This is a genomic window from Paenibacillus mobilis (assembly GCF_058267595.1).
In genome coordinates this window covers 114,355-139,336 of record NZ_JBZCMS010000011.1, presented here as the reverse complement: position 1 = coordinate 139,336, position 24,982 = coordinate 114,355, and the positions used below count along the sequence as shown (strand labels likewise).

26 protein-coding genes are annotated in these 24,982 nt (G+C 51.2%); 6 read left to right on the top strand and 20 right to left on the bottom strand.

Translation table 11 applies throughout. The features are described 5' to 3' along the window. Window positions 1-110: 110 nt before the first annotated feature. The 5 genes from AC3ZPD_RS18885 to AC3ZPD_RS18865 all read right to left on the bottom strand — a co-directional run bounded on the left by AC3ZPD_RS18885 (window position 111) and on the right by AC3ZPD_RS18865 (window position 5,362). A complete protein-coding gene (locus tag AC3ZPD_RS18885) occupies window positions 111-692 on the bottom strand; it encodes a histidine phosphatase family protein (protein WP_490985825.1) in 582 nt (193 codons plus the stop codon). Window positions 693-863: 171 nt separating this feature from the next. After that, the gene (locus AC3ZPD_RS18880; protein ID WP_490985824.1) at window positions 864-1,820 is read right to left on the bottom strand and encodes a D-2-hydroxyacid dehydrogenase; all 957 of its coding nucleotides are present in this window, start codon (window positions 1,818-1,820) and stop codon (window positions 864-866) included. Window positions 1,821-1,924: 104 nt separating this feature from the next. Further along, on the bottom strand, window positions 1,925-2,827 hold the full coding sequence (locus tag AC3ZPD_RS18875; RefSeq protein WP_490985823.1) for a LysR family transcriptional regulator: 903 nt from the start codon (window positions 2,825-2,827) through the stop codon (window positions 1,925-1,927). Window positions 2,828-2,987: 160 nt separating this feature from the next. After that, a complete protein-coding gene (locus tag AC3ZPD_RS18870) occupies window positions 2,988-4,739 on the bottom strand; it encodes a methyl-accepting chemotaxis protein (RefSeq protein ID WP_490985822.1) in 1,752 nt (583 codons plus the stop codon). A gap of 281 nt (window positions 4,740-5,020) precedes the next feature. After that, entirely contained in the window at window positions 5,021-5,362 is a 342-nt protein-coding gene (locus tag AC3ZPD_RS18865) for a DUF2642 domain-containing protein (protein WP_490985821.1), read from the bottom strand. Between the two features lie 161 nt (window positions 5,363-5,523). On the opposite strand from AC3ZPD_RS18865, the gene AC3ZPD_RS18860 reads away from it, so the two are divergent. Then, entirely contained in the window at window positions 5,524-6,486 is a 963-nt protein-coding gene (locus tag AC3ZPD_RS18860) for a zinc dependent phospholipase C family protein (protein ID WP_490985820.1), read from the top strand. 50 nt (window positions 6,487-6,536) lie between these two features. Here the strand turns inward: AC3ZPD_RS18860 and AC3ZPD_RS18855 are convergent, their stop codons facing one another. Genes AC3ZPD_RS18855 through AC3ZPD_RS18845 form a run of 3 tightly spaced genes read right to left on the bottom strand, consistent with a single transcriptional unit; the run spans window position 6,537 to window position 10,220 of the window. Next, entirely contained in the window at window positions 6,537-8,516 is a 1,980-nt protein-coding gene (locus AC3ZPD_RS18855) for a PTS fructose transporter subunit IIABC (protein WP_490985819.1), read from the bottom strand. Window positions 8,517-8,556: 40 nt separating this feature from the next. Next, window positions 8,557-9,471: a 1-phosphofructokinase gene (pfkB, locus tag AC3ZPD_RS18850; protein ID WP_490985818.1), complete on the bottom strand. Its 915-nt coding sequence runs from the start codon at window positions 9,469-9,471 to the stop codon at window positions 8,557-8,559. Window positions 9,472-9,473: 2 nt separating this feature from the next. Continuing rightward, the gene (locus AC3ZPD_RS18845; protein ID WP_490985817.1) at window positions 9,474-10,220 is read right to left on the bottom strand and encodes a DeoR/GlpR family DNA-binding transcription regulator; all 747 of its coding nucleotides are present in this window, start codon (window positions 10,218-10,220) and stop codon (window positions 9,474-9,476) included. 243 nt (window positions 10,221-10,463) lie between these two features. Between AC3ZPD_RS18845 and AC3ZPD_RS18840 the strand changes: the two genes are divergently transcribed. Continuing rightward, window positions 10,464-11,618 carry a glycosyltransferase family 4 protein gene (locus tag AC3ZPD_RS18840; protein ID WP_490985816.1) on the top strand — a complete coding sequence of 385 codons (1,155 nt, stop codon included), beginning with the start codon at window positions 10,464-10,466 and terminating at the stop codon, window positions 11,616-11,618. Between the two features lie 90 nt (window positions 11,619-11,708). On the opposite strand, the gene AC3ZPD_RS18835 is transcribed toward AC3ZPD_RS18840, so the two are convergent. The 5 genes from AC3ZPD_RS18835 to AC3ZPD_RS18815 all read right to left on the bottom strand — a co-directional run bounded on the left by AC3ZPD_RS18835 (window position 11,709) and on the right by AC3ZPD_RS18815 (window position 15,098). Beyond that, window positions 11,709-12,446 carry a glycerophosphodiester phosphodiesterase gene (locus tag AC3ZPD_RS18835; RefSeq protein ID WP_490985815.1) on the bottom strand — a complete coding sequence of 246 codons (738 nt, stop codon included), beginning with the start codon at window positions 12,444-12,446 and terminating at the stop codon, window positions 11,709-11,711. Between the two features lie 189 nt (window positions 12,447-12,635). Then, window positions 12,636-13,637 (bottom strand): oxidoreductase, encoded by a 1,002-nt coding sequence (locus AC3ZPD_RS18830; protein WP_490985814.1) that lies wholly within the window; start codon window positions 13,635-13,637, stop codon window positions 12,636-12,638. Next, window positions 13,624-14,037, bottom strand: coding sequence for a MerR family transcriptional regulator (locus AC3ZPD_RS18825; protein ID WP_490985813.1), 414 nt, complete (start codon window positions 14,035-14,037; stop codon window positions 13,624-13,626). The genes AC3ZPD_RS18830 and AC3ZPD_RS18825 overlap by 14 nt, the downstream gene beginning before the upstream one ends. 158 nt (window positions 14,038-14,195) lie before the next feature. Further along, entirely contained in the window at window positions 14,196-14,579 is a 384-nt protein-coding gene (locus AC3ZPD_RS18820; RefSeq protein ID WP_490985812.1) for a GIY-YIG nuclease family protein, read from the bottom strand. A gap of 39 nt (window positions 14,580-14,618) precedes the next feature. After that, window positions 14,619-15,098, bottom strand: a complete 480-nt coding sequence (locus AC3ZPD_RS18815) for a DUF6530 family protein (protein ID WP_490985811.1) — start codon at window positions 15,096-15,098, stop codon at window positions 14,619-14,621. A 333-nt stretch (window positions 15,099-15,431) separates the two neighbouring features. Between AC3ZPD_RS18815 and AC3ZPD_RS18810 the strand changes: the two genes are divergently transcribed. Beyond that, window positions 15,432-16,400, top strand: coding sequence for a nucleoside hydrolase (locus AC3ZPD_RS18810; protein WP_490985810.1), 969 nt, complete (start codon window positions 15,432-15,434; stop codon window positions 16,398-16,400). A 123-nt stretch (window positions 16,401-16,523) separates the two neighbouring features. Here AC3ZPD_RS18810 and AC3ZPD_RS18805 read toward each other — a convergent pair whose 3' ends face one another. The 4 genes from AC3ZPD_RS18805 to AC3ZPD_RS18790 all read right to left on the bottom strand — a co-directional run bounded on the left by AC3ZPD_RS18805 (window position 16,524) and on the right by AC3ZPD_RS18790 (window position 19,136). Then, window positions 16,524-16,670: a hypothetical protein gene (locus tag AC3ZPD_RS18805; RefSeq protein ID WP_174704622.1), complete on the bottom strand. Its 147-nt coding sequence runs from the start codon at window positions 16,668-16,670 to the stop codon at window positions 16,524-16,526. A 45-nt stretch (window positions 16,671-16,715) separates the two neighbouring features. Then, window positions 16,716-16,886 (bottom strand): hypothetical protein, encoded by a 171-nt coding sequence (locus AC3ZPD_RS18800; protein WP_490985809.1) that lies wholly within the window; start codon window positions 16,884-16,886, stop codon window positions 16,716-16,718. A gap of 257 nt (window positions 16,887-17,143) precedes the next feature. After that, window positions 17,144-18,325 carry an alanyl-tRNA editing protein gene (locus AC3ZPD_RS18795; protein WP_490985808.1) on the bottom strand — a complete coding sequence of 394 codons (1,182 nt, stop codon included), beginning with the start codon at window positions 18,323-18,325 and terminating at the stop codon, window positions 17,144-17,146. Window positions 18,326-18,464: 139 nt separating this feature from the next. Beyond that, window positions 18,465-19,136, bottom strand: a complete 672-nt coding sequence (locus AC3ZPD_RS18790; RefSeq protein ID WP_490985807.1) for an O-methyltransferase — start codon at window positions 19,134-19,136, stop codon at window positions 18,465-18,467. Between the two features lie 122 nt (window positions 19,137-19,258). Here AC3ZPD_RS18790 and AC3ZPD_RS18785 point away from each other — a divergent pair, with 122 nt between their 5' ends. From AC3ZPD_RS18785 to AC3ZPD_RS18775, 3 genes are all read left to right on the top strand, one after another. Beyond that, window positions 19,259-20,167 carry a LysR family transcriptional regulator gene (locus AC3ZPD_RS18785; protein ID WP_490985806.1) on the top strand — a complete coding sequence of 303 codons (909 nt, stop codon included), beginning with the start codon at window positions 19,259-19,261 and terminating at the stop codon, window positions 20,165-20,167. 259 nt (window positions 20,168-20,426) lie between these two features. Continuing rightward, the gene (locus AC3ZPD_RS18780; RefSeq protein ID WP_490985805.1) at window positions 20,427-20,966 is read left to right on the top strand and encodes a zinc metalloprotease; all 540 of its coding nucleotides are present in this window, start codon (window positions 20,427-20,429) and stop codon (window positions 20,964-20,966) included. 19 nt (window positions 20,967-20,985) lie between these two features. Further along, the gene (locus AC3ZPD_RS18775; protein ID WP_490985804.1) at window positions 20,986-21,513 is read left to right on the top strand and encodes a hypothetical protein; all 528 of its coding nucleotides are present in this window, start codon (window positions 20,986-20,988) and stop codon (window positions 21,511-21,513) included. Between the two features lie 103 nt (window positions 21,514-21,616). Here the strand turns inward: AC3ZPD_RS18775 and AC3ZPD_RS18770 are convergent, their stop codons facing one another. From AC3ZPD_RS18770 to AC3ZPD_RS18760, 3 genes are all read right to left on the bottom strand, one after another. After that, window positions 21,617-23,029 (bottom strand): ABC transporter substrate-binding protein, encoded by a 1,413-nt coding sequence (locus tag AC3ZPD_RS18770; protein WP_490985803.1) that lies wholly within the window; start codon window positions 23,027-23,029, stop codon window positions 21,617-21,619. Between the two features lie 122 nt (window positions 23,030-23,151). Further along, complete coding sequence (locus AC3ZPD_RS18765; RefSeq protein WP_490985802.1) at window positions 23,152-23,976, bottom strand: carbohydrate ABC transporter permease; 825 nt, start codon at window positions 23,974-23,976, stop codon at window positions 23,152-23,154. After that, complete coding sequence (locus AC3ZPD_RS18760) at window positions 23,973-24,935, bottom strand: carbohydrate ABC transporter permease (protein WP_490985801.1); 963 nt, start codon at window positions 24,933-24,935, stop codon at window positions 23,973-23,975. Before AC3ZPD_RS18760 ends, AC3ZPD_RS18765 begins: the two co-directional genes overlap by 4 nt. Window positions 24,936-24,982 lie beyond the last annotated feature (47 nt).

Genomic DNA, 24,982 nt, shown 5'->3' with positions numbered 1-24,982 from the left:
TCCCTGTTTGCCGTCTTCCGGCGGCCTACGGGGAAGTTTTTTTGCGTGCGGCATTTTTCATAAAGCGGACCAAGGGGCGGCCGCTTGACCCTGGCGGCCTTGTCCTTCCATCAGAGCTCCGTTAAATGTTTAGTCCCGTTATACAAGTCGCAGCTCCAAACGCCGTCTTCGCGGGAAAGCACGGTAAAAGCCGTGTTGCCAAGGTTCATTTTATCGGACAAGCCCGGGACCAGCTTTCGGAGACTATGGTAGAGCAGGACACCGTGGCTGACCATCAGAATCCGTTCGCCTTCGTGCCGGTCCGCAATTTCGGTGATGCAGGCCGCCCCGCGTTCCATGCCCAGATCCGGCGCTTCCAGACCGAGCTCCAGCTCCTTCCAGCCCGGGCCCCACTTGCTGCGGCGCTCCTCTTCGGTTGTTCCTTCGATTTGTCCGGCATTCATTTCCCGCAGACGGGGATCGATTTCAATTTTGCGAATTCCCTGCTCTGCGGCAATGATCTCGGCCGTTTCCCGGGCACGGACCAAATCGCTGGTATAAATCCGGTCCCATTTCTGGCCGCTCAGCCACTTCCCAAGCAGCTTCGCTTCCCTTTTTCCGTCTTCGTCCAGAGGGTTGTCGGTTAAGCCCTGCACCCTGCCTGTTTTATTCCATAACGTGCTGCCATGTCGGATCAGCCCCACCTGCGTCACTTCGCGTGCCCCTCCTTTAAATTCGGCTCCTTTGGGGCCGTGGGAGAAATAAGGATGTTTTAGATGCTCCTTCCATTATAAAGGAGCTTCTTGCAAAAAAACAAAAACGCCCGGCAGCCCGGACGTTCTTGACCTCGAGAATAACGGATAGACTGGCAGGAATCCGGTCTTTCAGTATTGGCGTATTAGATCCACTACGTTTACGCTTGGCGCCTGACCTTGCGCATACAAACGCAAATTGTCGGTAAAAATCCCGACCAGCCTTTCATTGTACCGAGGAGAGTTGCCCGCATTGTGCGGCGTCAGAATGACCTGCTCCAGGTCCCAAAGCGGGTGATCCTGCGGAAGCGGTTCTTCCTCGAACACGTCCAGACCCGCTCCGGCAATCGTGCCGTTTTTCAGCGCCTCCACCAAAGCCGGCGTATCCGTCGTAGCGCCTCTGCCGATATTGATATAGAAAGCTCCGGGTTTCATGGCTTCAAATTGGGCTTTGCCCATAATTTTCTCCGTATCCTTCGTATAAGGAAGACAGTTCACCACGAAATCACATTCTGCCAGCAGCTCATTCAGGCGGTCGGGCGTATACATCCGGTCCACCCATTCATCCGGTTTGTCCGAATTCCGCAGACCCAAAACGGTCATATGAAACGCTTTGGCCAGCCTGGCCGTCTCCGAGCCAATGGATCCTACACCAAGAATGCCTATCGTCCGTCCATGGGCTTCGTCCATCCCCTCTTCGGATAATGCCCAGGTACGGCTTGCCTGATTGCGGATGGCCATATGGACGCGGCGGGTCAAAGACAGCAGCATGGCAAAAATATGTTCCGATATAGGATACGGGTGAACGCCGCTCGCATTTGTTAACGTAATGCCAAGTTCCCTGAAACGCTCCAGGGGCAGTTGTTCTACGCCGGCTCCCCAGTTCTGAACCCATTTTAAGGGAGTCCCTTCACGCAAGAGCACATCGGCCGCATTGCTTCTCCAGCCTAGCAGCACCTCCGCGGACGGCAAATGTTCAGCCAGCTTGTCCGGATCGCTGCCGTCAATCAGCTCCCAGCCGGGAGCGGCTTCCTGAATAGCCTTGCGAAAAGCTTCCTCCAGCGGGCGTACCGCTACGATTTTTCCCATGATGATCCCTCCGTTTCTCCATTTCCTAATCTGCCAAAGATGCTAACATCCTCAAACGGAGGCTGTCAAATCGTCATTAGGAACCCTTTTCTAAGATGAATGGCTCATAAAGGCACAAATTCTTTCAGCGCTTCCACGTACGCGATGCCCAGCTTGGACAAGGCCGCATCTTTATGCCGGATCCAGCCGACGTTGATCGTCTCCTCCGAAGCCAGCGGCACGGCGATAATATCGCTCCCGTTTAACTCCGCGCTGAGTACTCCGGTTGAAATCGTATAGCCGTTGAGCCCGATCAGCAGGTTGAACAGGGTGGCGCGGTCGTTCACCCGGATGCTTTTTTTATGGGACAAAGTGCTTAAAATTTCCTCCGAGAAATGAAACGAATTATATTCCCCCTGATCGAAAGACAGGTACGGGTAATCCTGCAGCTGCTCGATCTGTACGATGGACTGGCGGGCAAGCGGGTTCTTAACGCTGATAAAGATGTGCGGACGGGCGATGAACAGGCTGGTGAACACCAGTCCCGCATCCTTCATCAGCTTGTTGATTACCTTCGCGTTAAACTCGTTCAGATACAAAATTCCGATCTCGCTGCGCAGCGTTTTGACGTCTTCGATAATTTCGTAGGTTTTGGTTTCCCGCAGGGCGAGCTCGTATTCTTCGTGACCATGCTCCTGTACCAGCTTGACGAAAGCGTTGACCGCAAAAGCGTAATGCTGGGCAGAAACCGAAAAATGCTGCGGCGATGGTTTGGCGTTCAAATAACGTCCTTCCAGCAGCTCGGCCTGCTCAACAACCTGGCGGGCATAACTTAAAAACTCTACGCCGTCTTTGGATAAAATGATGCCTTTGTTCGTCCGTTCAAATATCGTTATCCGGAGCTCTTCCTCCAGATCTTTGATGGCATTCGACAAGCTGGGCTGCGTAATAAACAACCGTTTCGCCGCTTCGTTCATCGATCCGCGAGTGGCGATTTCTATGACGTATTTTAACTGCTGTAAGGTCAATTCCCCGCCTCCTTCCGATCTTCATAGCCCTATTATATATCGGCAGCCGCCCTTTTCGGCAAGGCTCCTCCTCTTCTCTTGTTAAGCAAACAATAAAATCCCCCCAAGGGATGGGGGGATTTTCAAGGCCCTTCATATTCTCAAGGGCCTTCATATTCTCTTAAACTTTAAAGCGCTCTATGGAGGCCTGCAGTTCCTGCGCCAAACCGCTTAAATGACCTGCGGAGCCGCTGACTTCCTGTACGGAGGCCAGCTGCTGCTGGGACGCTGCCGCCGCGCTTTGCGTCAGCTCCTTCGCGTTGTCCGCGATCTCTGCCGAGGTTTCGGCCGAAGCCAGCACTTCTTCGGACGCCGCGGACATTTCCTCCGTTACCGCGGACACGTCCTGGAGCTGCGCAGACAGCTCGCGGATATTTTGCAGGATGCCGTCAAAGTTTTTCCCTACATCCAGCATGGTGGCTTGTCCGTTCTGCGCGTACGCCTTGCTTGTCTCCATGGTCTGGAACAGCTTGGCCGTGTCTTTTTGGATTTCGCCAATGAGCGAGGAAACGGTTCCGGCCGATTGGCCGGTTTGCTCGGCAAGCTTTTTAACTTCCGCGGCCACCACTGCAAAACCTCTTCCTTCCTCGCCCGCACGAGCCGCTTCGATAGCGGCGTTCAGCGACAGCAGGCTTGTCTGGGAGGCAATATCATTGATCGTGTTGGAGATGTCGCCGATGTTTTCGGACTTTCGGTTCAGGTCCTCTACCGCTCCGGCCAGCTGCACGATCGACTGGTGAATTTGCTCCATCTCCTGAACGGCCTGGGCCACATATTGATAACCGGTCCGCGCATTATTTTCCGAATGTCTCGAGGTTTCTACCAGCTCGCCCGCCGATTCGGCAATCCGTCCGATGCCTGTCGTCATCTCCTGCATCGTCCGACTGACTTCCTCGGCTCCGCGGGCCTGCTGGTCCGTTCCGTCGCTGATTTTCTGCATTTGTTTGGAAATATGCTCGGTTGCACTGGCGCTTTGCTCGGAAGCCGCCGTCAGCTGCTCGGAGCTGGCCGCCAAAGCGGAAGCTTTTTCGTTCACCTGCAGCACCAGCGATCTCAGCGATTCCACCATCTGGTTAAAGGACGCCGTCAGTCTGCCTGGCTCATCCTTGTACTGATCTTCGCCTTTTACAGTCAAATCACCGTTCGCGGCTTTCTCCATCATTTTCTGGAGGTCAAACAGCGGATTCGTGATCAGTCTTACAAGCGTCCAAGCGATAAAAGCCAGCAGCAAAGCCGCCAATACCACGCCGGCAATACTCACGGTTTTAGCCGTTAATCCCGCCTGCAGATTTTCGTCGTTCCGCTGTTTTGAATTATCGTCCGTAATTTTTGTCAAGGCGTCGATGGATTTTTCAGCGGCCGCCTTTGTCGGCATGATTTGATTCACGTAGGCCTGATAAGCTTCGTCTTTTTTGTTGGCCAGTCCCAGCGCGATCACCTGATCCGAATCCTTGACCAGCTTTTGGACCTGCTCGCTTAATTCTTTGTATTCGGACTGCTCCTTGCCGCCGTTAATCAGCTTCCCAAAGTCCTGCAGGAGCGTCTGGTTAGCCTTGTTCATATCGTCATAGTTTTTGTTCAGATCATGGTTCAGGTTTTCGTCGTCCGTAAGGATCAACCCTAAAATATCGTTCATGGCCGTAGTGAAATTGGCTTTCATTTCATTGATCTTTTTAACCTTCATTAAATTTTGCTCATAAAGCGCTTTGGAGTTGCCCACCGTAAGATTCACATAGTAGTAGCTAATTCCGCCGATCAGCAGCAAAAAAACAATCGAGGTCAGGTTTAGAATCAGCAGCTTGTTACGGATCTTCAAATCACGTACATTAAGAAATTTAAGCAAGCGATCAAGCAAGTTACGCAGGTTGCGCATGGTTTCCCCTCCATGGACAGCTGGCCGCCGGAAGCGGTTCTATCCTTTTTAATCTTTCTCTGTGTGAGTCTATTCGGACCAGAAAATAACTTCCGGTGGACTAGAAATCTTCTCCAGCCAAAAGTAGACTTCTTAAATATCGACTAAATTTGCTAATTTCTTTATTTAGTTTTGTAAACGCAGCGTTAAATTTTGAGTACAAAGTCCCGGGTAAATAAAAGATTTACAAAAAAAAAACGTTTTGCCCGAAGGCAAAACGTCGGCGGAAGTGAAAAATCGACTTACCCGTACGGCACGGGCGGGCCTTCAAAATAAACGATCTGGGAGATGCGGATATGCAGGGAACGGTCCTCCACATTCATTTGCACATGATCGACCGCCACGCCGGCAAGCGTTCCTTCTATCCGTCCTACGGTCGTTACCAAAGCCATTCGCTGGCCTTGGTGACGGCTTAAGTGCTGCACAAATACCGGCTCGAGCGGCGTATGATAAGCAGTCGGCTGAGGAATGCCGGCTACGGGAACAACCTGGGAATAAACAGCAGGCATATGATTCACGTAAGCGGGCTGCACAACCGGATTTTGCCGAGGCGGAAATTTCCCCGCCATCCCCTGCATTTCCATTTTCGTCCGTCCCTCCCTTAAGCAACAATATTCCGTAATGCATATGCGCCGTTCGGGCGATATATGCGGGTTTCCACTTTAACAAGAAAGCCGAACTCTCTTCACGTTCTTTTAACATGAGAGAATTATGCTGGAGTTAATCTTGAGCAGGAGGAGTTCCCATGCCAAATATTTGGATGCATATTGAATTCGGAAGAAAGCTGGCGGAGGAGTTCAAAAGCGATCTGCCTTTTCTCCGCAGGCTGGAAGAAAACCGCGTTTTGTATCAGCTCGGCTGTCAGGGGCCGGATTTTCTGCTTTATCACCGTTTTCTCCCCTGGCAGGGAAGCAGCGATGCCGTAAAACTCGGGGATCTTATCCACAGGCGCAGCTGCGGGCCGGTTCTGATCGAATTTTGGCAGCGTACCCGCTCTCTTCCTGCGGCCGAAAGGGAAGCGGTACAAATCTATTTCCTCGGCTTTCTGACGCACCATCTGCTGGACCGGAACCTGCACCCTTATATCAACTGGAAAGCGGGCTATAAGCAGCGCAATCATCAGCGTTTCGAGGTCGCTTTGGATACCGTATTTATGAAAGCCTGGTGGGGGATCGACACCTGGAACACCGATACCTCCAAAGAAATTGACGTTGGATCGCGGATCCCCGAGCCCATCCATGATATTTTGCATCAGACCGCCATCACCTGGTTTCCCGAAGTCTCGCATCTCAGTCCGGAAAGCTGGCAGGAGGCCTACCGGGATATGAGGATCGCCCATAAATGCCTTTATGACCCGAAGGGCTGGAAAAAGGCCATCGCGCAGGGCCAGATTAAAAAGCTGTTTTACCAGCCGCTGAGCGAAGAAGAACTCGAGCTGGATTATTTAAATCTGAAGCGTAAGCCTTGGCGCCATTCGGCTATCTATTCAGAAATCCGCGAAGAAAGCGTGTGGGACCTTTGGGAGCAAGCACTGGAGGAAGGACGTCAGGTTTTCCTCACGCTGGCCGATTTCATCCATGCCTCCACGGCCTTCGAAGCGTCGCGGCATCTCGGCAATCTGGCGCTTGTGCTGGGCAATCGCTCCTATGACACCGGCAAGGCATGCGGCAGCAATCTGATCAACCTGTATGCCGAGCCGATCTGGTGACATCCTACAAAAACCGGCAGCGATGGCTGCCGGTTTTTCTTTTTGCCCCCTTATAGAGCCTGGTTCCGCCGGGGCTCCAGAGCTTTTTTCCAAATGCCGAGAATAAGGCCGGACAAGACGGCTCCAATGACCACCGCCAGCAGGAACAACAAGGCGTGGTTCGCCAAAGCTGCTACAAAAATGCCGCCGTGCGGAGCCGGAATGTTGATGTGCCAAAGCTGGGTCAGGCCGCCGGCCACTGCGGAACCCAGGATGCAGGAAGTAAGCACACGCAGCGGATCGGCCGCCGCAAACGGGATAGCCCCTTCCGTAATGAAGGACAAGCCGAGCACGTAGTTGGTAATGCCGGATTTTCGCTCGTCTTCCGTAAATTTGCGTTTGAACAATGTTGTTGTAAGCGCAATGGCGAGAGGGGGAACCATGCCGCCTGCCATAACGGCTGCCATCATCGTACCGTTGGTGTTGCCGCTTGAAGTAAACACGCCGATAGCAAAGGTATAAGCCGCTTTATTGAAAGGACCGCCCATATCGATGGACATCATGCCGCCGAGAACGAGGCCAAGCAATACGGCATTGCCGGTGCCCAGGTTATTCAGACCGGAAACCACCCAATCGTTGATGGTGCTGAAGACGGGATCAAAAATGTAATACATGATTACGCCAGTAATCAGCAGGCCAACGACCGGATACAGGAGGATCGGCTTCAGACCGTCCAGCGTTTTCGGTAATCCGGCAAATACTTTGCGCAGTCCGATAACGATGTAACCGGCCAGGAAACCTGCCGCCAGGCCGCCGAGAAAACCGGAATTCGAGTTGACCGCCATCAGGCCGCCGACCATGCCGGGCATCAGAGCCGGACGGTCGCCAATGCTCATCGCAATAAAGCCGGCCAGGATCGGAATCAGGAAGTGGAATGCCCCGTCTCCGCCAATGGCCATCAGCAGCTTGTAAATCGGATTGTCCGCTCCACCCATCTGTTCAAACAGGAACGAAACGGCGATCAAAATACCGCCCCCGACCACAAACGGCAGCATGTGGGAAATCCCGTTCATCAAATCTTTGTAAATTTTGCTGCCGACGCTCGTTTTGCCTTGGCCGGAATCGGCGTTTTGCCCGGCTTTGGCTCCGGTGCCGCGATAAACCGGCGCATCCCCCCGCACCGCTCGTTCAATGAGCTCCTGTGGTTTGCGGATTCCGTCGCTTACCGGTCTTTGCAGCAGCGGCTTGCCGTCGAAGCGGCTCATTTCAACCTGCTTGTCGGCGGCGATAATAACGCCTTTAGCCCGGCGGATTTCCTCGGCGGTCAGCACGTTTTTGGCGCCTTCCGAGCCGTTGGTTTCCACGCGGATCTGCACGCCGAGCTCGGCCGCTTTTTTCTTCAAAGCATCTTCGGCCATATAAGTATGGGCAATGCCCGTAGGACAAGCCGTCACGGCCACTACAAAATCATCGGATTCGTCAGACAGGGCAGCGCTTTGCCCGGTTTTGGCTTTGGATGACACGCCGCCGGCATTCGCTCCAGACTGCCCGGATTTTGGAGCATCGTTTTGAGCATTGTTTTGAGATTCGGCTTCTTCCTGCTGTTTCCCGTCAAACAAAGCCACTACTTCGTCCGGTGTGGAAGCGGCCTGCAGCTGTTCGATGAAACCGCTGTCAATCAGCAGCTTGGAAAGCGAAGCTAACGTCTGCAAATGTACGTTTCCTGCACCCTCCGGCACGGCAATCATAAAAAAGAGCGTTGCAGGCTCTCCGTCCAGCGTATCGTAATCGACTCCATTTTCGCTTTTGGCAAAAACAACCGTCGCTTCGTTGACCGCCCTCGTTTTGGCATGAGGCATCGCAATGCCTCCGCCAATGCCGGTGCTGGCCTCCTCTTCCCGTTTCAAAATCATTTCCTTGAACAAAACCGGATCGTTGATCCGTCCATGCGCGGCCAGACTGCCAATTAACTCGTCGATTGCCTCTTCTTTCGTAACCGCCTTCAGACTCATAATCATCGTTTCTTTAATCATCAGGTCCGTGATTTTCATGACTTTTTCCCCCTAGCTGATATCGGTTTCCCTGCACCCGTTAATTCCATTTCGTAATATGGACTTGCGAACGTAATTCGCGGATATATTCCCCTGTGGCCAGATCATCGGAAAAGGCGGTTGCGCTGCCGGCAGCCACTCCTGTCCGGAAAGCTTCCAGCAAACCTTCTCCTTCGGTCCATGCGCTGATAAATCCGGCGATCATGGAATCCCCTGCGCCAACGGAGTTTCGTACCCGGCCAGCCGGCACGTTGGCTTCATAGGCCTCTGTTTCTGTAAGCAGCAAAGCGCCGTCTCCTGCCATGGAAACAAGAACGTGCCGCGCTCCGAGCTCGAGCAGCTTGCGGCCGTAAGCGGCAACTTCTTTTTTGTCCTTCAGCGTAACGCCAAACAGCTCAGCCAATTCGTGGTGATTGGGTTTGATGAGGAGCGGCTTATGCTTCAGGGCGTTTCTTAAAGCTTCACCCGTGGTATCAATGACGAATTCCGCGCCCTTCCGCCGGCAGACCCCGATCAACCGGTCGTAAAAATCTTCTCCCAGTGAAGGAGGCACACTCCCCGACAGCACCAATACGTCGCCTTCGTTCAGCTCATCAAATTGCCGAAGCAGCTGCAAGGCATCCTCATCACGGATGGCGGGTCCAAGTCCGTTGATCTCCGTCTCTTCCCCATGCTTCAGCTTGATGTTGATCCGGGTATCCTCTTGTACCTGGACAAAACCGGTCCGAATGGATTCGGCTTTCAGGCAATCCTCTACGTAGCGTCCCGTAAAGCCGCCGATAAAACCGACTGCCGTATTGTCCGTCCCAAGCCGGTTCAGCACCCGCGAGACGTTGATGCCTTTGCCGCCGGGCAGCTTCAAATCCCTTGTCATCCTGTTCAAGCCGCTCAGCTTGAAATCTTCCACTTCCACGATAAAATCGATGGAAGGATTCAGCGTTACCGTATATATCATGGTTATCCCTCAATTATGTTGGTTTTCTGCGTTATGGAGGTTCTCCAGCGTTCCGGCACCCTGTCGGTAATCAGTTCGGCTTCCTCCAGGTCAAACAGTTTGGCAAAAGTGATTTCGCCAAATTTGCTGGCATCCGCCAGCACAAAAGTTTGGCCGGACAATTCATGGGCCCTGCGTTTGATCAAAGCCTCTTCAGGATCCGGCGTCGTATACCCCATCACCGGATCTACCCCGTTTGTGCCAAGAAAACATTTATCAAACCGGAAATTTTCGATATTTTGGAGCGCAATGCTGCCGATCACCGCTTTCGTATGCGTTTTCATCATTCCGCCTAACAAATAGCTGCGAATCTGTTTGCTCACCAAGGCCTCCACATGGGACAGGCCGTTCGTAACAACCGTGATGTCCTGGGCTTCAATAAAAGGAATCATCGCCAAAGTCGTCGTTCCCGCGTCCAGATAGATGCATTCTCCGTCCTGCAGCTGCTGGGCTGCCATTCGGGCGATGGAGGCTTTTTCCTGAACGTTTTTGAACGTTTTCTCTTCAATGCCCGGTTCTTTGCCTTTCTCTCCGGGCAAGCTGGCTCCCCCATGAACCCGCTTGAGCAGCCGCCTGCTTTCCAAATCAACCAAATCCCGGCGGATCGTGGATTCCGAAGCGCCTATTAGATCCACCAGCTCCTGAAGCTTTACGATCCCCTGCTCATGTAAGCGCTGTAAAATTAGGTTATATCGTTCTTCTGTCAGCATATCCATACCTCCAACTGCTTTTATCATACCATAAAATCAGTCAAAATCAATCATATTCATTCAGAATAATTCAAAATCTTTCAAGCTGCTCTAGCCTGGAGATCAGGCGCATATGCTTGAAGTAAACGCAGTATTCCTTTTCCATGAATTTAAAGGGATTTTTATTGCCTTAACATCCATTTGATCTGTGCTGAATATTTGACGATTAAGATAAGGGGAATACGAGTAGTGAGGAGGTTATCCATGCGATTAGCCTTGTTTACGGACACCTTTTTCCCGCAGACGAACGGTGTTGCTCTGACGCTCAATCGGCTGACCAAACATTTGGAACGCAGAGGCATCGAACACCTCTTGTTTACCCCGAAATCGGCTCCGGAGGAACAATATGCCGGTTCGATCCGCCCGATTGCGAGCATCCCCTTCCTGCTCTATCCGGAATGCCGCCTGGCTCTGCCTAATCTGCCGGCCATCCGCAAACAGCTCAGCGATTTCCAGCCTGATCTGCTGCATATGGCGACTCCGTTTAATCTCGGGTTATGCGGGCTTCGTTATGCCCACAGCCATAACCTGCCTCATGTCATCTCTTACCATACTCACTTCGACCGGTATCTCGAATATTACCGCCTGCAGAAAATCGTTCCCCTGTACTGGAGATACATGAGGTGGTTTCACCAGTCCTGCGACGCCACCTTTGCCCCCTCCCAGGAAACGATAAATACGCTTCGCATGCAGGGATTTCAACGTCTTCGTCTTTGGTCCCGCGGAGTGGACTGTACGTTCTATACTCCGGATGCACGCAGCACCGACAGCGTCAAGGAACGTTACGGGATCACCGCCCCTCTGCTGCTGCTGTTCGTCGGCCGGATCGCGCCGGAGAAGGATATCACCACCTTGGCCCAGGCCATGCAGCTGCTGCCGGACAACGTCCGCTCGCAGGTGCATTTGCTGGTGGTCGGCGACGGGCCGATGCTGCCCGAGCTAAGGAGCCAGGTCCCGGACAACGTTACCTTCACCGGGTACAAACACGGGGAGGAACTGGCGGAGCTGTACGCCTCCGCCGACCTGTTTGTGTTTCCGTCCAGCACGGAAACGTTCGGGAACGTCGTCCTGGAAGCGATGGCTTCAGGGCTGCCCGTTATCGGCGTGAATGCAGGCGGGGTCAAAGACCTCGTCATGCCGGAAGTTACTGGCAGCCTGGTAGAGCCGCGACGCGCCGATGTTTTGGCCGAAGAGATTAGCAGGCTCGCAGCGCTGCCTTCCCTGCTTGCCGATATGGGACGTGAAGCGCGCAAACATGCGCTCCGCCAATCCTGGGAAAGCATCTTTGACGGCCTGATTCAGGATTACGAGGAAGCTATCGAAACGAGACGGGCAAACCGGGAAATTAAAACAGGCTGATTCTGGAGCAAAAAAACCCTCCTTGCTGACCTGCAGCAAAGAGGGTTTTTTTCATACAAACGCGCATTTGGCCTATTTTCCCGAGTGCTGTTACTTGTTCTTCACCTGCAGCAGACTGCCCAGCTTATCGGGATAATCGGTAATGATGGCCGTAACGCCGGCTTCCAGCAGCCGCTTCATGTCTTCTTCCTTATTTACCGTAAAAGGATGATAAGCGATGTTCTGTTCCGCTGCAGCCGCTACCCATTCAGGCAGAACGGCATAGTAGTGAGGATGCAGCGCATTCGCCCCCAAACCGGCCGCATATTTCCAAGGCTCGTATAAACCTTCCATATATAATACGCCTGTCCGGATTTCCGGTGCCAGCTCTTTGCATTTGACCAACGAATAATGATTAAAGCTGGAAATAATAATCCGGTCGCTTAAACCGAGTTCGCGGACTTCCCGGATGACGGCTTCTTCAAGTCCCGGATAAGGCACAATCCCGTTCTTCAGTTCAATATTCACTTGTACGGAAGTGGGAAGCACCAATTCCAACAGCTCGCGCAGCGTCGGCACCCGTTCACCGGCAAAAGAAGGATCAAACCAGGAGCCTGCATCCAAAGTGCGGAGCTCTTCCAAAGTCACGTCTTTGACCAGCTTGGACGAACCGGCGGTTCTTTGCAGTCCTTCGTCATGAATAAGCACCAGATGACCGTCAGCCGTCATTTGCACATCGGTTTCGATGCCGTTTGCGCCAAGCTCAATAGCACGCTTGAACGCGGCCATCGTATTTTCCGGACAATAGCCGGATGCTCCCCTGTGGGCAATATTTAAAAAGTTGTTCACCAGATTACCTCCATGTTTACGAATGAGTACAAACTATTTTATCGCCTCAAAATTTAGGGAAATCATGACTTATGTAAAATTTTATCGCTATTCCTTTAATATTATGAGGAAATCAATAAGAAAAAGCATCCCCGATTAACGGAGACGCCTTTTCTGTAACCCTGCTTGCACCGGGTTGGTTTGTTAAGCCTAGATTTCAAAATTTACGCCCGTCAATTGCTCACTGACGGTCCAAAGCTTGGCCGCGGCCTCCGGGTCAACCGCCCAGGAACAGACGCCGGTCATATTCGGCTCGCTTTCTTTCCCGGGTTCAACCTGGCGGGCGATGTCCACGTTTTCGCAATAAACGCCGCCTTTTCCGTCCAGCATCGGGCTCACTGCGCACCAGACGATGGTCGCCGCGCCTTCGGGAATCGTTTTCCGCTCGTTGTCATAATCAGCATACCCGCGTTCGCCCTGCTCGTTAATCGCCCCCATAGCCATCATCTCATCTTCGGAAAGGTGACGCGCCAGCCCCGTAAGGATACTGCCCGGATGCACCGAAAATGCCCGTACCCCTTCCTTTTGGCCCCTGCGATCCAGCTCTACCGCAAACAAAGCGTTAGCCGTTTTGGCCTGCCCATAGGCCGCCCACTTGCTGTAAGGTTTGTTTTTAAAGAACATATCGTCAAAATCAATACCGCCGCGCCGATGCCCTTTGGAGGATACGGACACCACTCTGGCTCCGCCAGCGGCTTTAAGCGCAGGCCACAGCCGGGCCGTTAATTGGAAGTGCCCCAGGTGGTTCGCCACAAATTGCTGCTCGTACCCGCGGCTGTCATAAGCTTCCTCCGAAGCCATGACGCCTGCGCTGTTCACCAGGATATGCAAAGGCCGTCCGGAGCGGATAAACCGCTCGGCAAAAGCGTCAATCGAGGCCGGATCCATCAGATCCACCGTTTCCAGCTCAACCCCGGGAATCGAAGCCAGGGCAGCTTTGGCTTTCTCAGGCGTGCGCGCCGGCACGATCACCTTGGCGCCTGCAGCGGCCAATACCCGCGTGGTTTCGAGACCCAGTCCGGAATAACCGCCTGTGACGATGGCGACCTTTCCTTCCAGATTGACGTCCCCAAGCGCCTCCTCCGCCGTTGTGCGCGGTCCAAAACCGGTATTCAGCGGCTCCTGAGGCGTAATCGTGTTATTTGTGTTCATGTTGATCTGCTCCTTTCGATAACTTACCGTCTTTAACTTCTTGAAAATGCTCCAGCTTGTACTTCAGCAAATCCAGCGTGGCCGTCCATTCCTCGATTTCCGATTCGACGGTCTGCCGGTGCTCGTCCAGCAGGGCGTAACATTTTTCCTCATCCTGTGCGTTATAAGCTTCAATATATTCCTGAATCTTCTTGAGCGGCATCCGCGTGTTTCTAAGATGGGTAACAAACACGATTTTGCCTAAGTCCATAGGACTATACTCGCGCTGCCCGCTGTATCCGCGTCCCGGCGGAAGAATCAGCCCGATTTTCTCGTAATACCGGAGCGTATCCGGCGAAAGACCGGTCTGCTCGGCAATTTCGGCAATGGTGTAGGAACGGTTATGATCAAACCCGTACACTTGGCGAACCTCCCTTGCTATTGGCTTGAAATTCGGTTATACGATCATCATACCCGTTGGAGTGAACTCCAAGTCAAACCCATAAAATGGAAATTATATCTCTTTTATAAAAAAAATCGCTCCCTCTTATCAGAGCAGAACGATTTTATCCTTTTCCCTTATTTGGGACGTTTATTGTAGCCTCGATCCCCGAACGGCTGAAGTTTCTCGAGCCACATATCCAGCAGCGCTTCGAGTTCCCCTTTGTATTTCTGCAAGCCGGCGGCATCGGCAAAATCTTCATCCGGCTTGATCTCATCCAGCTCTTCGAACACAAAGCTTGCTCCGCCGTACCGGTTCCAGTCCTGCTGCAGCGCGCTCATGCTGTTTACGTTGTTCTGCTGGGTAAAGGCCAGACGGTTGCGGGCGCCGTCCAGATCCATCGCGGAAGCGACCAGTATTTTTCCGTTCTCCGTATTCCGAATTTGATAAATCCCCATTCTGCGAAACGTCTGGCTGTACTGGGACGCCAGTTCCTTCTTGCGCTGTTTATCCAATGACACGAGTAACCCCTCCCCTGTTATAAAAAATATCTTCCGAAATTAATAGCCCATATCTTTCAAAATACCCGAAAGCGTCCGCAGGCGTTCGCCGATCAGCTCGCTGTCATCGCTAAGCGCCTGACTAAACAGTTTGATATCTTCCTTGATTTTGTCGTTGTCCGTAGCCACCGCAACCGTCATGGCGTCTCCCTGCAGGCCGACGCGGTCAATGACGGGATTCTGCGGATCATATAAATCTTCATACCGGTACGCTTCACGAAAATGGGCCATGCTGCTCGTCACCAAAATCGCCAGGTCAAGCACCCGGTGGAGCGGCAGCTCCTCGGACTGTCTCGACCATTTCTCCCCCGTGTACCGCCAGACTTTGGCGGAAATATCCACTTTGCCGCGGTCATTCCACTGGGCCAAGCCCAGGGACAGTCCTTTTGCATCGGTTTCCCCGGCGTATCTTCCGTCCACGTTTTCATAATTTTCAGAGACGATAACCGGCTTATGTTTAAGACTGGTAGGAATTTTCATGTAAATGCCACCTTCGATTTATTTTCACTAAGTTAGGGATCTGCTCGTTTAATCATTTTCTCGTCTGATCATTTTCGGTTTGAACATTCTCAGTTAAACATTTTACTTATTTACTTATTTACTAAATTACTAAATCCATAAGTTCATTTTATCCATATCCGCAATCCCCTGTCAACCCGCGCCGTTCAATACAGATCGCTTCTTACCCAATTAAGCTTTATTAAGCTTTTTCCGCACACGGCTTGTCCTCTTCTGGCGTTTCCCTGATAATAGGACAGGGATCCTTCCCATGCATAACATCTTATTTTTCGTTTATATTTGGAGGAAATACATATGAATAAGCAACGTATGATTCTGGATGCAGACACCGGCATCGACGACGCGATCGCGCTTCTATATGCCCTGCTTTCGCCCGAAATCCAAGTTGAGGGCATCACGACCTGCTTCGGCAATATCGATGTCGAGCAAGCCACGGACAACACGTTAAGATTATTAAAATTAGCCGGCTTGGAAAATAACATTCCCGTCGCCAAAGGGGCCGCTCATCCGTTAGCACGAACCGAAGTCCGGTTCTCCGAACATGTACACGGCCACAACGGCATCGGCGGCGCCGAGCTGCCCGCATCCGGCCAACAGGTGATCGGCCAGTCGGCAGCCGAATACATCGTGAACATGGCTCATAGATATCCCGGCGAAATTACGCTGGTTACGCTGGCACGCATGACCAATCTGGCGCTGGCTCTTGAGCTTGATCCCGGCATTGCCGGCATGTTCAAACGGGTTGTCGTTATGGGCGGCAATGTCCTGGTGCCCGGCAACGTATCCCCGGTGGCCGAAGCCAATTTCGCCGGAGACGCCAAAGCCGCGGCCGCTGTTTTTCAGTCCGGCATGCCTCTAACCATTGTCGGGCTTGACGTCACGCTTCAGACGCTGCTCACCCGGCATCAGCTGGAATACCTGCTGGAGCATGCGCCGGCCGGCAAGCAGCCGATGATGTCTTTCCTCCGGGATTCCCTTGAGCATTATTTCCGGTTCTACCAGGAAGCGAACCACCTGATCGGCGCCTGCCCGATGCACGATTTGCTGGCCGTTCTGGTCGCCGAAAATCCAAGCCTGGTTACGATCCAAAATCTGCACGCTTTTATTGCAACGGAAGGTGAGCATGTAGCTGGCATGGTCGTTACCGACCGGAGAGCCAAACCACATGTCGGACAGCCGATCGATTTCTGCCTTGGCGTTGACGGAGAACGCGCCATCAACCGGATGATGGCTTTATTCCTGAGCGAATATCCGGTTTCCTGACGCATAATTTCCTGACAGGTGCCAGTGCCGTTTCCTGACTGAGTGCCCGGTTCCTGCACAAAAAGAGGGTGTTCCCATGTTATTTTGGGGACACCCTCTTTTCCTTGTGCTCAAAATTCCAGGCTACCGGTTCGTTACATCCGTTCTTACCACGCCGACGTCGGAAGCGTTGATTGCAATCGGATTGCCGCCCTGCCCGGTGCGGGCTGACGAGGATTGCTTGACGGTGACCGAGATTTTTTTCTTTCGGATGCCTGTGCGTTTTCTCATCGCCATTGTCACCCCCTCTCCGGGACTGGAGCGTGCAGAGGCGCCTTATTTTCCCGACCTGGATTTGGCTGGTTTAAAAATTTTGACGTTCACCGCGTTGCTGGCCAGCGCATTGCCGTTTTGGGTGCGGGCAAACGCGTTTTGGTAGATTTTAATGACAATAAAATGGTTTTTGCCTACTTTATATTTATAGACCTTTGTGTAGGAGTCTTTCATCTCTTCACCTCTCGCAGGGAATGTACTGAAGTATATGTCCGCCTGTTCGGCAGCGCCCGGGCCAATAGAACCCTGCGGGAAAAAAGGCCAAAAGACTCCGGAATCCGCCTAACCCTTTCCTCAAAAAAGGAAAAGCCGGAACCCAAGCTGGTGCTTGGGTTCCGGCTGCTGTCCCTCCCGGGAGGGGGCCATCTATCCTTCTTATAAACTTTAATAGGTTTCCTTCAGAAATAGATGGATTCAGAAATTAGGGTTATTCAGCTTTGAGCGGCTGCCTTTTTTAAAGCAAATTGATAAAAACGCTCTGCCTCTCCCCGGCTGCCGAATCCGGCTTGAGCCAGCTTGTCGCTTCCGCCGCCTTTGCCGTCATATTCAGCCAGGTGGGTTTTAAAGAAAGCGCCGCAGGAGAACTCCCCGTTCCCGTTGTACGCAAGCACCACCTTGTTGTCGCCGCCGGTCAGGAACAGGACGGGAAGACCGCTGTCCGCCGCCAGCTTGACGGCCAGGTTTTGGGCGTCCTTAAGCGTTTTTTTCTCGAAAATATGCCCGATCACGCCCTCGTTAGCCGCCGGCAGCAGTTCCTTGGCCGCATATTGGTCGTTCTGCTCCTTCAGGGCCGCGAGCTCCAGCTTCAGTGCCTGCTGTTCCTGCTCCCATTTGGCGAAGCGGCCCAGGATTTCCTCTTTGCCGGTATTAAATTTGGCGGCCAAAGCGTTCAGGATAACCAGATTATCGTTAAATTCCTTAAGCGCCCTGCTCCCGCATTTGAAGTAAATCCGGGTATGTCCCTTTTGCTTCTCCGCTTTTAGCAGCTTGATCATGCCGATGGCGCCTGCCGAAGAAACATGGGTCCCGCCGCAGGCATTATATTCAATGCCGTCGATTTCTACGATCCGGATATTGTTCGTGACCTTCGGCTGTTTAACGAGCGGCAGCGAAGCCGCTTCCTCCCGGCTGACGAAATAACCGGTGATCTTCCGGTCCGCATAAATATGCCGGTTAACCTCCTGCTCCAGCGCCTCCAGTCGCGCCGGGCTCAATTCCGGAGCCTCCACATCGATGGTGGCATAATCAGTCCCCATATGAAAACTTAATGTCGCCGCTCCGTGCAGGCTCAAACAGACGGCGGAAAGCAAATGCTGTCCGCTGTGCTGCTGCATATGGTCGAACCGCCGCTCCCAATCAATAACACAGCGAACCTCGGATTCCTCCGGAAACCTTTCGACCCGGTGCCAGACGATTTCCTTTTCATCTACCTGCACCTCAAGCACCTGAATCCCGTTCATCCAACCGGTATCCGAAGGCTGACCGCCGCCCTCCGGATAAAAAACCGTCTCCTTCAGTTGGACGTAATAAACGCCTTCTCGCTCCTGCCTGTCCGTAATCGTCGTTGTCCATTCCCGTAATCCGGCATCATCGTAATAAAGCCTGTTAGTCATAGTCGGTTTTCCTTTCCCTATGCGTTCCATTTTGCTGGTCTGTTGCTTGTTCCTGTTTACCGGTTTCCCTTATTGTAGCTTAAGTCAAATCGATATGATAATCCTTCTTCGAATAATGACGGATCCGGTTGTTTTAAGCTTATCCATTCACAATCCCCATCATAAACCCGTCATAACCTTTACTCCCCACGGTTTGCAGCGCGGTTGCGGTGATTCGGGGTTCTTCGGCCAGCATGTCGAAAAAGGTTTGCACCCCTCTTACCCGCGGATCTTCGCTGTTCGGGTTCAAAATCTCGCCGCTGCGCACCACATTGTCCCCGATAATAACCGTGCCGGGATGCGAAAATTTCAGGGCCCACTCCAGATACCCCGGGTTGTTTGGTTTATCGGCATCAATAAATATAAAGTCAAAATCCCGGACCTGCTCCTGCTCCATTTTCGCCAGCTCATCAAACGCCGCCCCTACCCGGATTTTTACCTGAGTGTTTACGCCCGCCAGGGCCAGATTCCGCTGCGCCACCTCCGCATGGCGAGGATCATATTCCAGCGTGACCAGTTCGCCGTCTTCCGGAAGAGCCCGGGCCATCCAAACCGTGCTATAGCCTCCCAACGTGCCGATCTCCAGAATCCGTTTAGCCCCCCGCATCCGTACGAGCAGCTGCAGCAGCTGACCCTGGTTAGGCGCTACATCGATTTCGGGGAGTCCGGCTTCTCTGTTGTTTTGCAGAATCCGCTTCAGCACTTCATCTTCGGCGACCAAACGATCGGCCATGTAGCGGTCCACTTGCGTCCATAATTTTTGCCATCCCATTTTCATCCGCTCCTTGTTTTTGTTGTTCATTACACGTATAGTGTATGGGAACAAAAACAATAAATATAATATATCTTTTATTACTAATCATATATATAAGTTATGAAATGGAGGCGTTCATTTTGAATCTGCATGCCTTGCGTCTGTTCCATGTCATTGCTTCGTCCGGCAGCGTAACCCGGGCTTCGGAGCAACTGAATATCAGCCAGCCGGCCATTACTGCGCAGGTTAAGAAATTCGAGAAGGAGCTCGGCTTAAGCCTGCTGAAACCCCAGGGGAGAGGGATTGCCCTGACGGAGGCCGGTGAGAAATTAGCCGCCCACGCGACGCGCCTGTTCGCCGTTGAACAGCAGATCGAACAACTGGTGTCGGATTATCAGTCCGGCGCCAAAGGAGCCATAAGGCTTGCGGCTACCTATCTGCCCGCAAACTTTCTGCTTCCAGCCTGGATCGCGGGCTTCAAACAAAAATACGAGCAGGTCGAAATGTCCATCACCACCACCAATTCGGCCGGTGCCATGAAGCTGCTGCTAACTATGGAAGCGGACATGGCTGTGTTTGGAGGCGCAGCGGAAGAGTGGGAGGACAGCATCCAAATGGAGCAGCTGTTTGAGGACGAGCTGTGGTTTGTCGTTTCTCCCCTGCATCCTTATGCAGGCCGGAAGGTCAGCTTGGAGGAGATGGTCAAGCAGCCGTTTGTAATGCGTGAAGAAGGAAGCTCCACCCGGGAGCGGTTATTTTCCCTCTGCCGCACCTATAATCTGCCTGCTCCCCGCGTGGCCTTGCAGTTTAACGGTTTGCATGAAGCCATTACCTCCGTGTTGGCCGGTTACGGGGCCAGCTTTGTCTCTTCGCTGGTGGTCCGCGATTACGTGGAACGCGGGGCGTTATGCAGGGTGGACGTGGAGAGGATCCAGCTTCGGAATACCATCGGCGTATGTACCCGAAAAAATGAACCCTTGGCTGCCGCGGCTGATCACTTCATCCAGATGATCCGGGAAAGCCCCTATGCACATGCTTCAAAAGCTTAGCTCTCAAATCCACCCTCTTCACAAAAAATCTCCGCCTACCTGCCAAAAGGAAAACTTCCTGCCAGCAAGTTAGGTGGAGTTTAAATTCCTAAAAAAATATTTATGTATAAAATTAACAAAAATATATTTATCTTACATAAAGCTGTGTATATAATAGAATCACAACGAGAAAATGTTATTCATAAAAAAATGAATAAGAAGGTAATAACTGATTTATTTTATCCGTAATAATCTCTATTAAAATTGAGGAGGTCGAAAAATGAGATTTGCTTCAAGTAAATTTAAGATCGTAAGTATCGTTTCTATTTTCACAGTAATAGTAACTTCATTGTCGGCGGTAGCTATTGCAAAAGAAGTCCCAGGTCATACCAATAGTTATAGTTCTATTGATGGTGGAGAAATCCGCTATGGAGGAAGTACTAAATATTCTGTTTATTTCAGTAATTCAATAACTCAATGGAATAGTGTGGGAAGTGTTGATCTGAAACCAGATAATGCAACAAATATTGAAGATGTAACTTTCTCTGATGTAAATAAACCCTCTGAAACATGGGCCGGCCTGTATACTAATAAATCTGGTATTGTTACTGACACAATTAATTACAATTTAGCATTTTTAGACGATCCACTTACTACTAACGCAGAAAGAGAACACGTAATACTTCATGAGATGGGACACGCCTTCGGCATTGATGATCATAGTAGTGCTGTCTGGAATATTGTAATGAGCGACTATGTTAACACAGTAACAAAGTTAACATCTCACGATAAAGAAGACTATGCATTAGCTATTCAATGATAAAAGGAGGGAAAAATCAATGAAAAAAAGATTAATAACTACTTTTTCTGTACTGACCCTATTAACAGTTATAGGACTAGGCGGATATTATTTTTCAACTCATAATTCCATGAAGGTAGCTATTTTAGACGCTTCTCAGCAATTTGACGTCAACAATAAAGAGCTTTTGGTCGGATGGGCCGACCATGTATTTACCGGTACGGTGGTAATAAAAGATAAAGAGACTCAGGATAATGTTGGCCCTTATTCCATTTACAAAGTTAACGTTAACGAAAATATAAAGGGCAGTCTGGGCGGTGTTATTCAGATTAGCCAACGGATCGGTTATGAGGATGCCTCAAAAACCTTGTTCAAATTTGAAGGAGATAACTACCTGGAAGCCGGGAAAGAATATTTGTTTGTTTCCAAATTTGATGCCGAATCCGGAACACATCGTATTGTCCCAACCGTAGGCGACCTGCTATTAACTTCAGCAACAAAGGAGACATTATTGACTCAGTTCAAGGCTGCTGTCCTTAATCAAAAAGATTTCAGAAGTCTAAAATGAAACGGACTTAGCTGAAAATAAAAAAAGGGCAGAAGCCGTGACGGCCTCTGCCCTTTTGATATTGTTACCTTATTTAACTGTGTACCTTATTTAACTGTGTACCTTATTTAACTGTAGAATTGTACTGGGCAAGCTTGTCAGTAATTTGTTTAGCTGCTTCATCCAAAGCCGCTTTTGGCTCTTTTTGACCGTTCAGCGCTGCTTCAATGGCGCCTTCCACGATTTGACGGGCTTCAGGGAAAATACCCATAACCGCACCGGAAGTTGCTGTCGATTCCGTAGAAGCATGCAACTGGTCAACTGCCGTTTGGAACTGCGGATATTTAGCCATGTTGTCTTTCAATACCTGTTGGTCGTAAGCCGCTTTGGTGATCGGGAAGTAACCCGTGTTTACGCTCCATTTCGCTTGAACTTCTGGAGTTGCTAAATATTTGATGAACTCCCATGTTGCTTTTTGTTCTTCTTCTGGTTTGTTGTTCATGATATACAAGCTCGCGCCACCTACAACCACGCCGCCTTCTTTAGCGTCTGCAGGTCTAGGCAGGAAACCAGTACCTACTTCGAATTTGCCGCCAACGGATTGTACAATGTTGCGCAGGGAAGCCGTGGAGTCAAGCGTCATAGCGATTTGCCCTGCAGCAAAAGCTGCGTCCGTGTCGTCCGTTTTGCGTCCCAGGTTCGACAAAGCTTTTTCGTCGATCATTTTTTTCCACCATTCCAGCGTTTTCACGCCGGCGTCGGAATTAAGAAGCGATTCCGTAGCTGCGCCTTCGCGGCCGTTGCCGTTGTTGACGTAGTTGGCGTTTTGGTTAGCGAAGAATTGCTCCATAAACCAGCCATAGATCGCGATGGAAGCGGCAGGCTTGCCGTTTTTGGCCAAAGCCTTAGCTGCTTTTTCAAAATCTTCATAAGTTTTAGGCGGGTTTTCAGGATCAAGTCCGGCTGCTTTAAACGCGTCTTTATTGTAATAAACGATAGGGTTGGAAGTGTTGAAAGGCATCGCGTTCAATTTACCGTCAATCGTGTAATAACGCGTAATGTTGGGCTCCAGCTGAGACAGATCGTAGTTGTCCTCATCGATAAACTTCTGTACCGGAGTAATCAATTTGGAATCGATCATAAATTTACTGCCGATCTCATAAACCTGCATCAGGTCCGGACCGCTGTTGGAACCAATAGAAGCTTTCAATTTATTCAAGCTTTCATCGTAGGCGCCTTGGAAGACGGCTTGTACTTGAATGTCCGGATGGCTTGCGTTAAAGTCCGAAACGATTTCATCAATGGCTTTTTCGTTTGTGCCGGACATGGAGTGCCACCAGGTAATCTTAACCGGAGAAGCCGTTGCTGCGGCTGCCGTACCGGAACTGTTGGTGGAAGGCGTATTGCTTGCTCCTCCATTGTTCGAGCTTGCGCCGGCGTTGCTGTTGCTGCCCGAATTCGATCCGCATCCTGCCAAAGCTACTGTCAACGCCGTAGTCAGCAAAAGCAAACTTTTCTTGAAACGAAAACCTTTCATCAATAGATCTCTCCCTTAAGATTATGTTTTATATTTGTATATATAAAGCGGCGGCCTGCTGATGTGGCGACACAGGTTTTGTTAAAAACCGCTCTGTAACAAGTTTTAATTGCCCGGAATGCTTATCCTTTGAGCGCGCCTGCCGCCATCCCGCGGACCAGCTGCTTCAGCCCGAAGATCAGAAGAATCAGGGATGGAAGAATCGCTAAGGTGATGCCGGCAAAAACCAGGTTCCATGACGTAGACTCCTGAAATTCGAGCATCGAAATCCCAATCTGAATCGTCCGCATCGGTTCGCTGTTGGTGACCAGCAGCGGCCACAAATAGGAGTTATACATATTCAGGAACGAATAAACCGCGAGCGTCCCCAGAGCCGGTCTCGAGAGCGGAAGCATATGGAACAGGAAATAACGGAAATGGCCGCAGCCGTCCATCCGGGCCGCTTCAAACAGCTCTTTCGGAATTTGCAGGAAAAACTGACGCAGCATAAACGTGCCAAAAGCCGTCGCCAGAAACGGAATGGTAAGCCCTTGATAGCTGTCCAGCCAGTTCAAGCTCCGGACGGTCAAATAGTTGGGAATCATCGTGACTTCCCAAGGCACCATCATGGTAGCGACAAACAAGCTGAACATTAGCCCTTTTCCTTTAAATTCCATTTTGGCAAAAGCATAAGCCGCAAGGCTGGAGGTAATCAGTTGCCCAATCATGACGATCGCGGATACCAGGAACGTATTCCCGATAAAAGCAGCGATAGGAACAATGCTGAATACGTCCTCCATGTTCCCCAAATGGAACGTATGCGGAAAAAGGCTCGGCGGATAGGCGCTGGCTTCAGCCTGCGTCATGACGGACATAAACAAGCTGTAAATCACCGGGTACAGCACTAAAACCGCTGCCACGATCAGGACCAGAGAGGACAAGGCTTGTCCGGCCGTTAACTTTTTCATTGATAATGCACTTTCCTTTCCACCCATTTGAACTGAATCAGGGTCAGCAGCATAATAACAAGGAATAACATAATGGCCTGCGCGCTGCCTGTGCCAAACCGGAAGTTGATAAAGGATTCCTGATAAATGGAATAAACGAATACATTGGTGGCATTCACCGGTCCGCCCTGGGTCAGGATGTTGATTTGGCCAAAGGACTGGAAGGCGCTGATCGTCGAAACGACGAGCACAAAAAACAAGGTTGGCGAAAGCAGCGGCATCGTAATCCGGTAAAACACACGAAACGGACCCGCGCCGTCTATCTTCGCGCTTTCGTAAATTTCGTCTGGAAGTCCCTGCATGCCGCTGGATAAAATAATGTAATTAAAGCCGAGATTCATCCAGATAGTCATGATGGAAATGGACAACAGCGCAAAGTGCGGGTCGATCAGCCATTGAATGGGGGCTACTCCCACCTTCTCCAGCAAATAATTCAGCATGCCAAGCGTAGGATGGAAAAGAAACTTCCAAATCACACTTGCGGAACCGACCGAAATGACCATCGGAAGCGAGAAAGCAAACTGGAAAATCCGTTTCCCGCGCAGCAAATTATGAGTGAGTGCCGACAAAATCAAGGCCAGTAAAATTCCTGTAGGCACCGTGAGAAGCGCAAACAGCGCGGTAATTTTGATTCCGTTAACAAACAATCCGGATGAGAACAAATCCGTGAAATTCCCAAGGCCGACAAAACCTGCGATACGTCCCGTCGGATCCGTGCTGTGCAAGCTGAGATAAACCGACTTAACCAGCGGGTAAAACAAGAAAACGATAAATAAAACCAGGGATGGCGCCAAAAAGGTATAAGCCAAAGCGTTTTCCTTCAGTCTCATCCTCTTCAGCGAGGCCGGGCGAACCTTGGACCTGACGGAAACCGGTGTCCGTTCAACCGGCAAGCCTAATCGCTCATCAAGCTCGCTCATCCGGAAGCCTCCTTCTAAAATCTTTGGTTGTCCGATATCGGACATTA

What these genes read in the sequence shown, in the direction of transcription:
- AC3ZPD_RS18880 (WP_490985824.1), bottom strand. Translation starts at nt 1,820, where the DNA reads ATGGGAAAAATCGTAGCGGTACGCCCGCTGGAGGAAGCTTTTCGCAAG.
- AC3ZPD_RS18870 (WP_490985822.1), bottom strand. Translation starts at nt 4,739, where the DNA reads ATGCGCAACCTGCGTAACTTGCTTGATCGCTTGCTTAAATTTCTTAAT.
- AC3ZPD_RS18865 (WP_490985821.1), bottom strand. Translation starts at nt 5,362, where the DNA reads ATGGAAATGCAGGGGATGGCGGGGAAATTTCCGCCTCGGCAAAATCCG.
- AC3ZPD_RS18860 (WP_490985820.1), top strand. Translation starts at nt 5,524, where the DNA reads ATGCCAAATATTTGGATGCATATTGAATTCGGAAGAAAGCTGGCGGAG.
- AC3ZPD_RS18855 (WP_490985819.1), bottom strand. Translation starts at nt 8,516, where the DNA reads ATGAAAATCACGGACCTGATGATTAAAGAAACGATGATTATGAGTCTG.
- pfkB (WP_490985818.1), bottom strand. Translation starts at nt 9,471, where the DNA reads ATGATATATACGGTAACGCTGAATCCTTCCATCGATTTTATCGTGGAA.
- AC3ZPD_RS18845 (WP_490985817.1), bottom strand. Translation starts at nt 10,220, where the DNA reads ATGCTGACAGAAGAACGATATAACCTAATTTTACAGCGCTTACATGAG.
- AC3ZPD_RS18840 (WP_490985816.1), top strand. Translation starts at nt 10,464, where the DNA reads ATGCGATTAGCCTTGTTTACGGACACCTTTTTCCCGCAGACGAACGGT.
- AC3ZPD_RS18830 (WP_490985814.1), bottom strand. Translation starts at nt 13,637, where the DNA reads ATGAACACAAATAACACGATTACGCCTCAGGAGCCGCTGAATACCGGT.
- AC3ZPD_RS18815 (WP_490985811.1), bottom strand. Translation starts at nt 15,098, where the DNA reads ATGAAAATTCCTACCAGTCTTAAACATAAGCCGGTTATCGTCTCTGAA.
- AC3ZPD_RS18810 (WP_490985810.1), top strand. Translation starts at nt 15,432, where the DNA reads ATGAATAAGCAACGTATGATTCTGGATGCAGACACCGGCATCGACGAC.
- AC3ZPD_RS18805 (WP_174704622.1), bottom strand. Translation starts at nt 16,670, where the DNA reads ATGAGAAAACGCACAGGCATCCGAAAGAAAAAAATCTCGGTCACCGTC.
- AC3ZPD_RS18800 (WP_490985809.1), bottom strand. Translation starts at nt 16,886, where the DNA reads ATGAAAGACTCCTACACAAAGGTCTATAAATATAAAGTAGGCAAAAAC.
- AC3ZPD_RS18795 (WP_490985808.1), bottom strand. Translation starts at nt 18,325, where the DNA reads ATGACTAACAGGCTTTATTACGATGATGCCGGATTACGGGAATGGACA.
- AC3ZPD_RS18790 (WP_490985807.1), bottom strand. Translation starts at nt 19,136, where the DNA reads ATGGGATGGCAAAAATTATGGACGCAAGTGGACCGCTACATGGCCGAT.
- AC3ZPD_RS18780 (WP_490985805.1), top strand. Translation starts at nt 20,427, where the DNA reads ATGAGATTTGCTTCAAGTAAATTTAAGATCGTAAGTATCGTTTCTATT.
- AC3ZPD_RS18775 (WP_490985804.1), top strand. Translation starts at nt 20,986, where the DNA reads ATGAAAAAAAGATTAATAACTACTTTTTCTGTACTGACCCTATTAACA.
- AC3ZPD_RS18770 (WP_490985803.1), bottom strand. Translation starts at nt 23,029, where the DNA reads ATGAAAGGTTTTCGTTTCAAGAAAAGTTTGCTTTTGCTGACTACGGCG.
- AC3ZPD_RS18765 (WP_490985802.1), bottom strand. Translation starts at nt 23,976, where the DNA reads ATGAAAAAGTTAACGGCCGGACAAGCCTTGTCCTCTCTGGTCCTGATC.
- AC3ZPD_RS18760 (WP_490985801.1), bottom strand. Translation starts at nt 24,935, where the DNA reads ATGAGCGAGCTTGATGAGCGATTAGGCTTGCCGGTTGAACGGACACCG.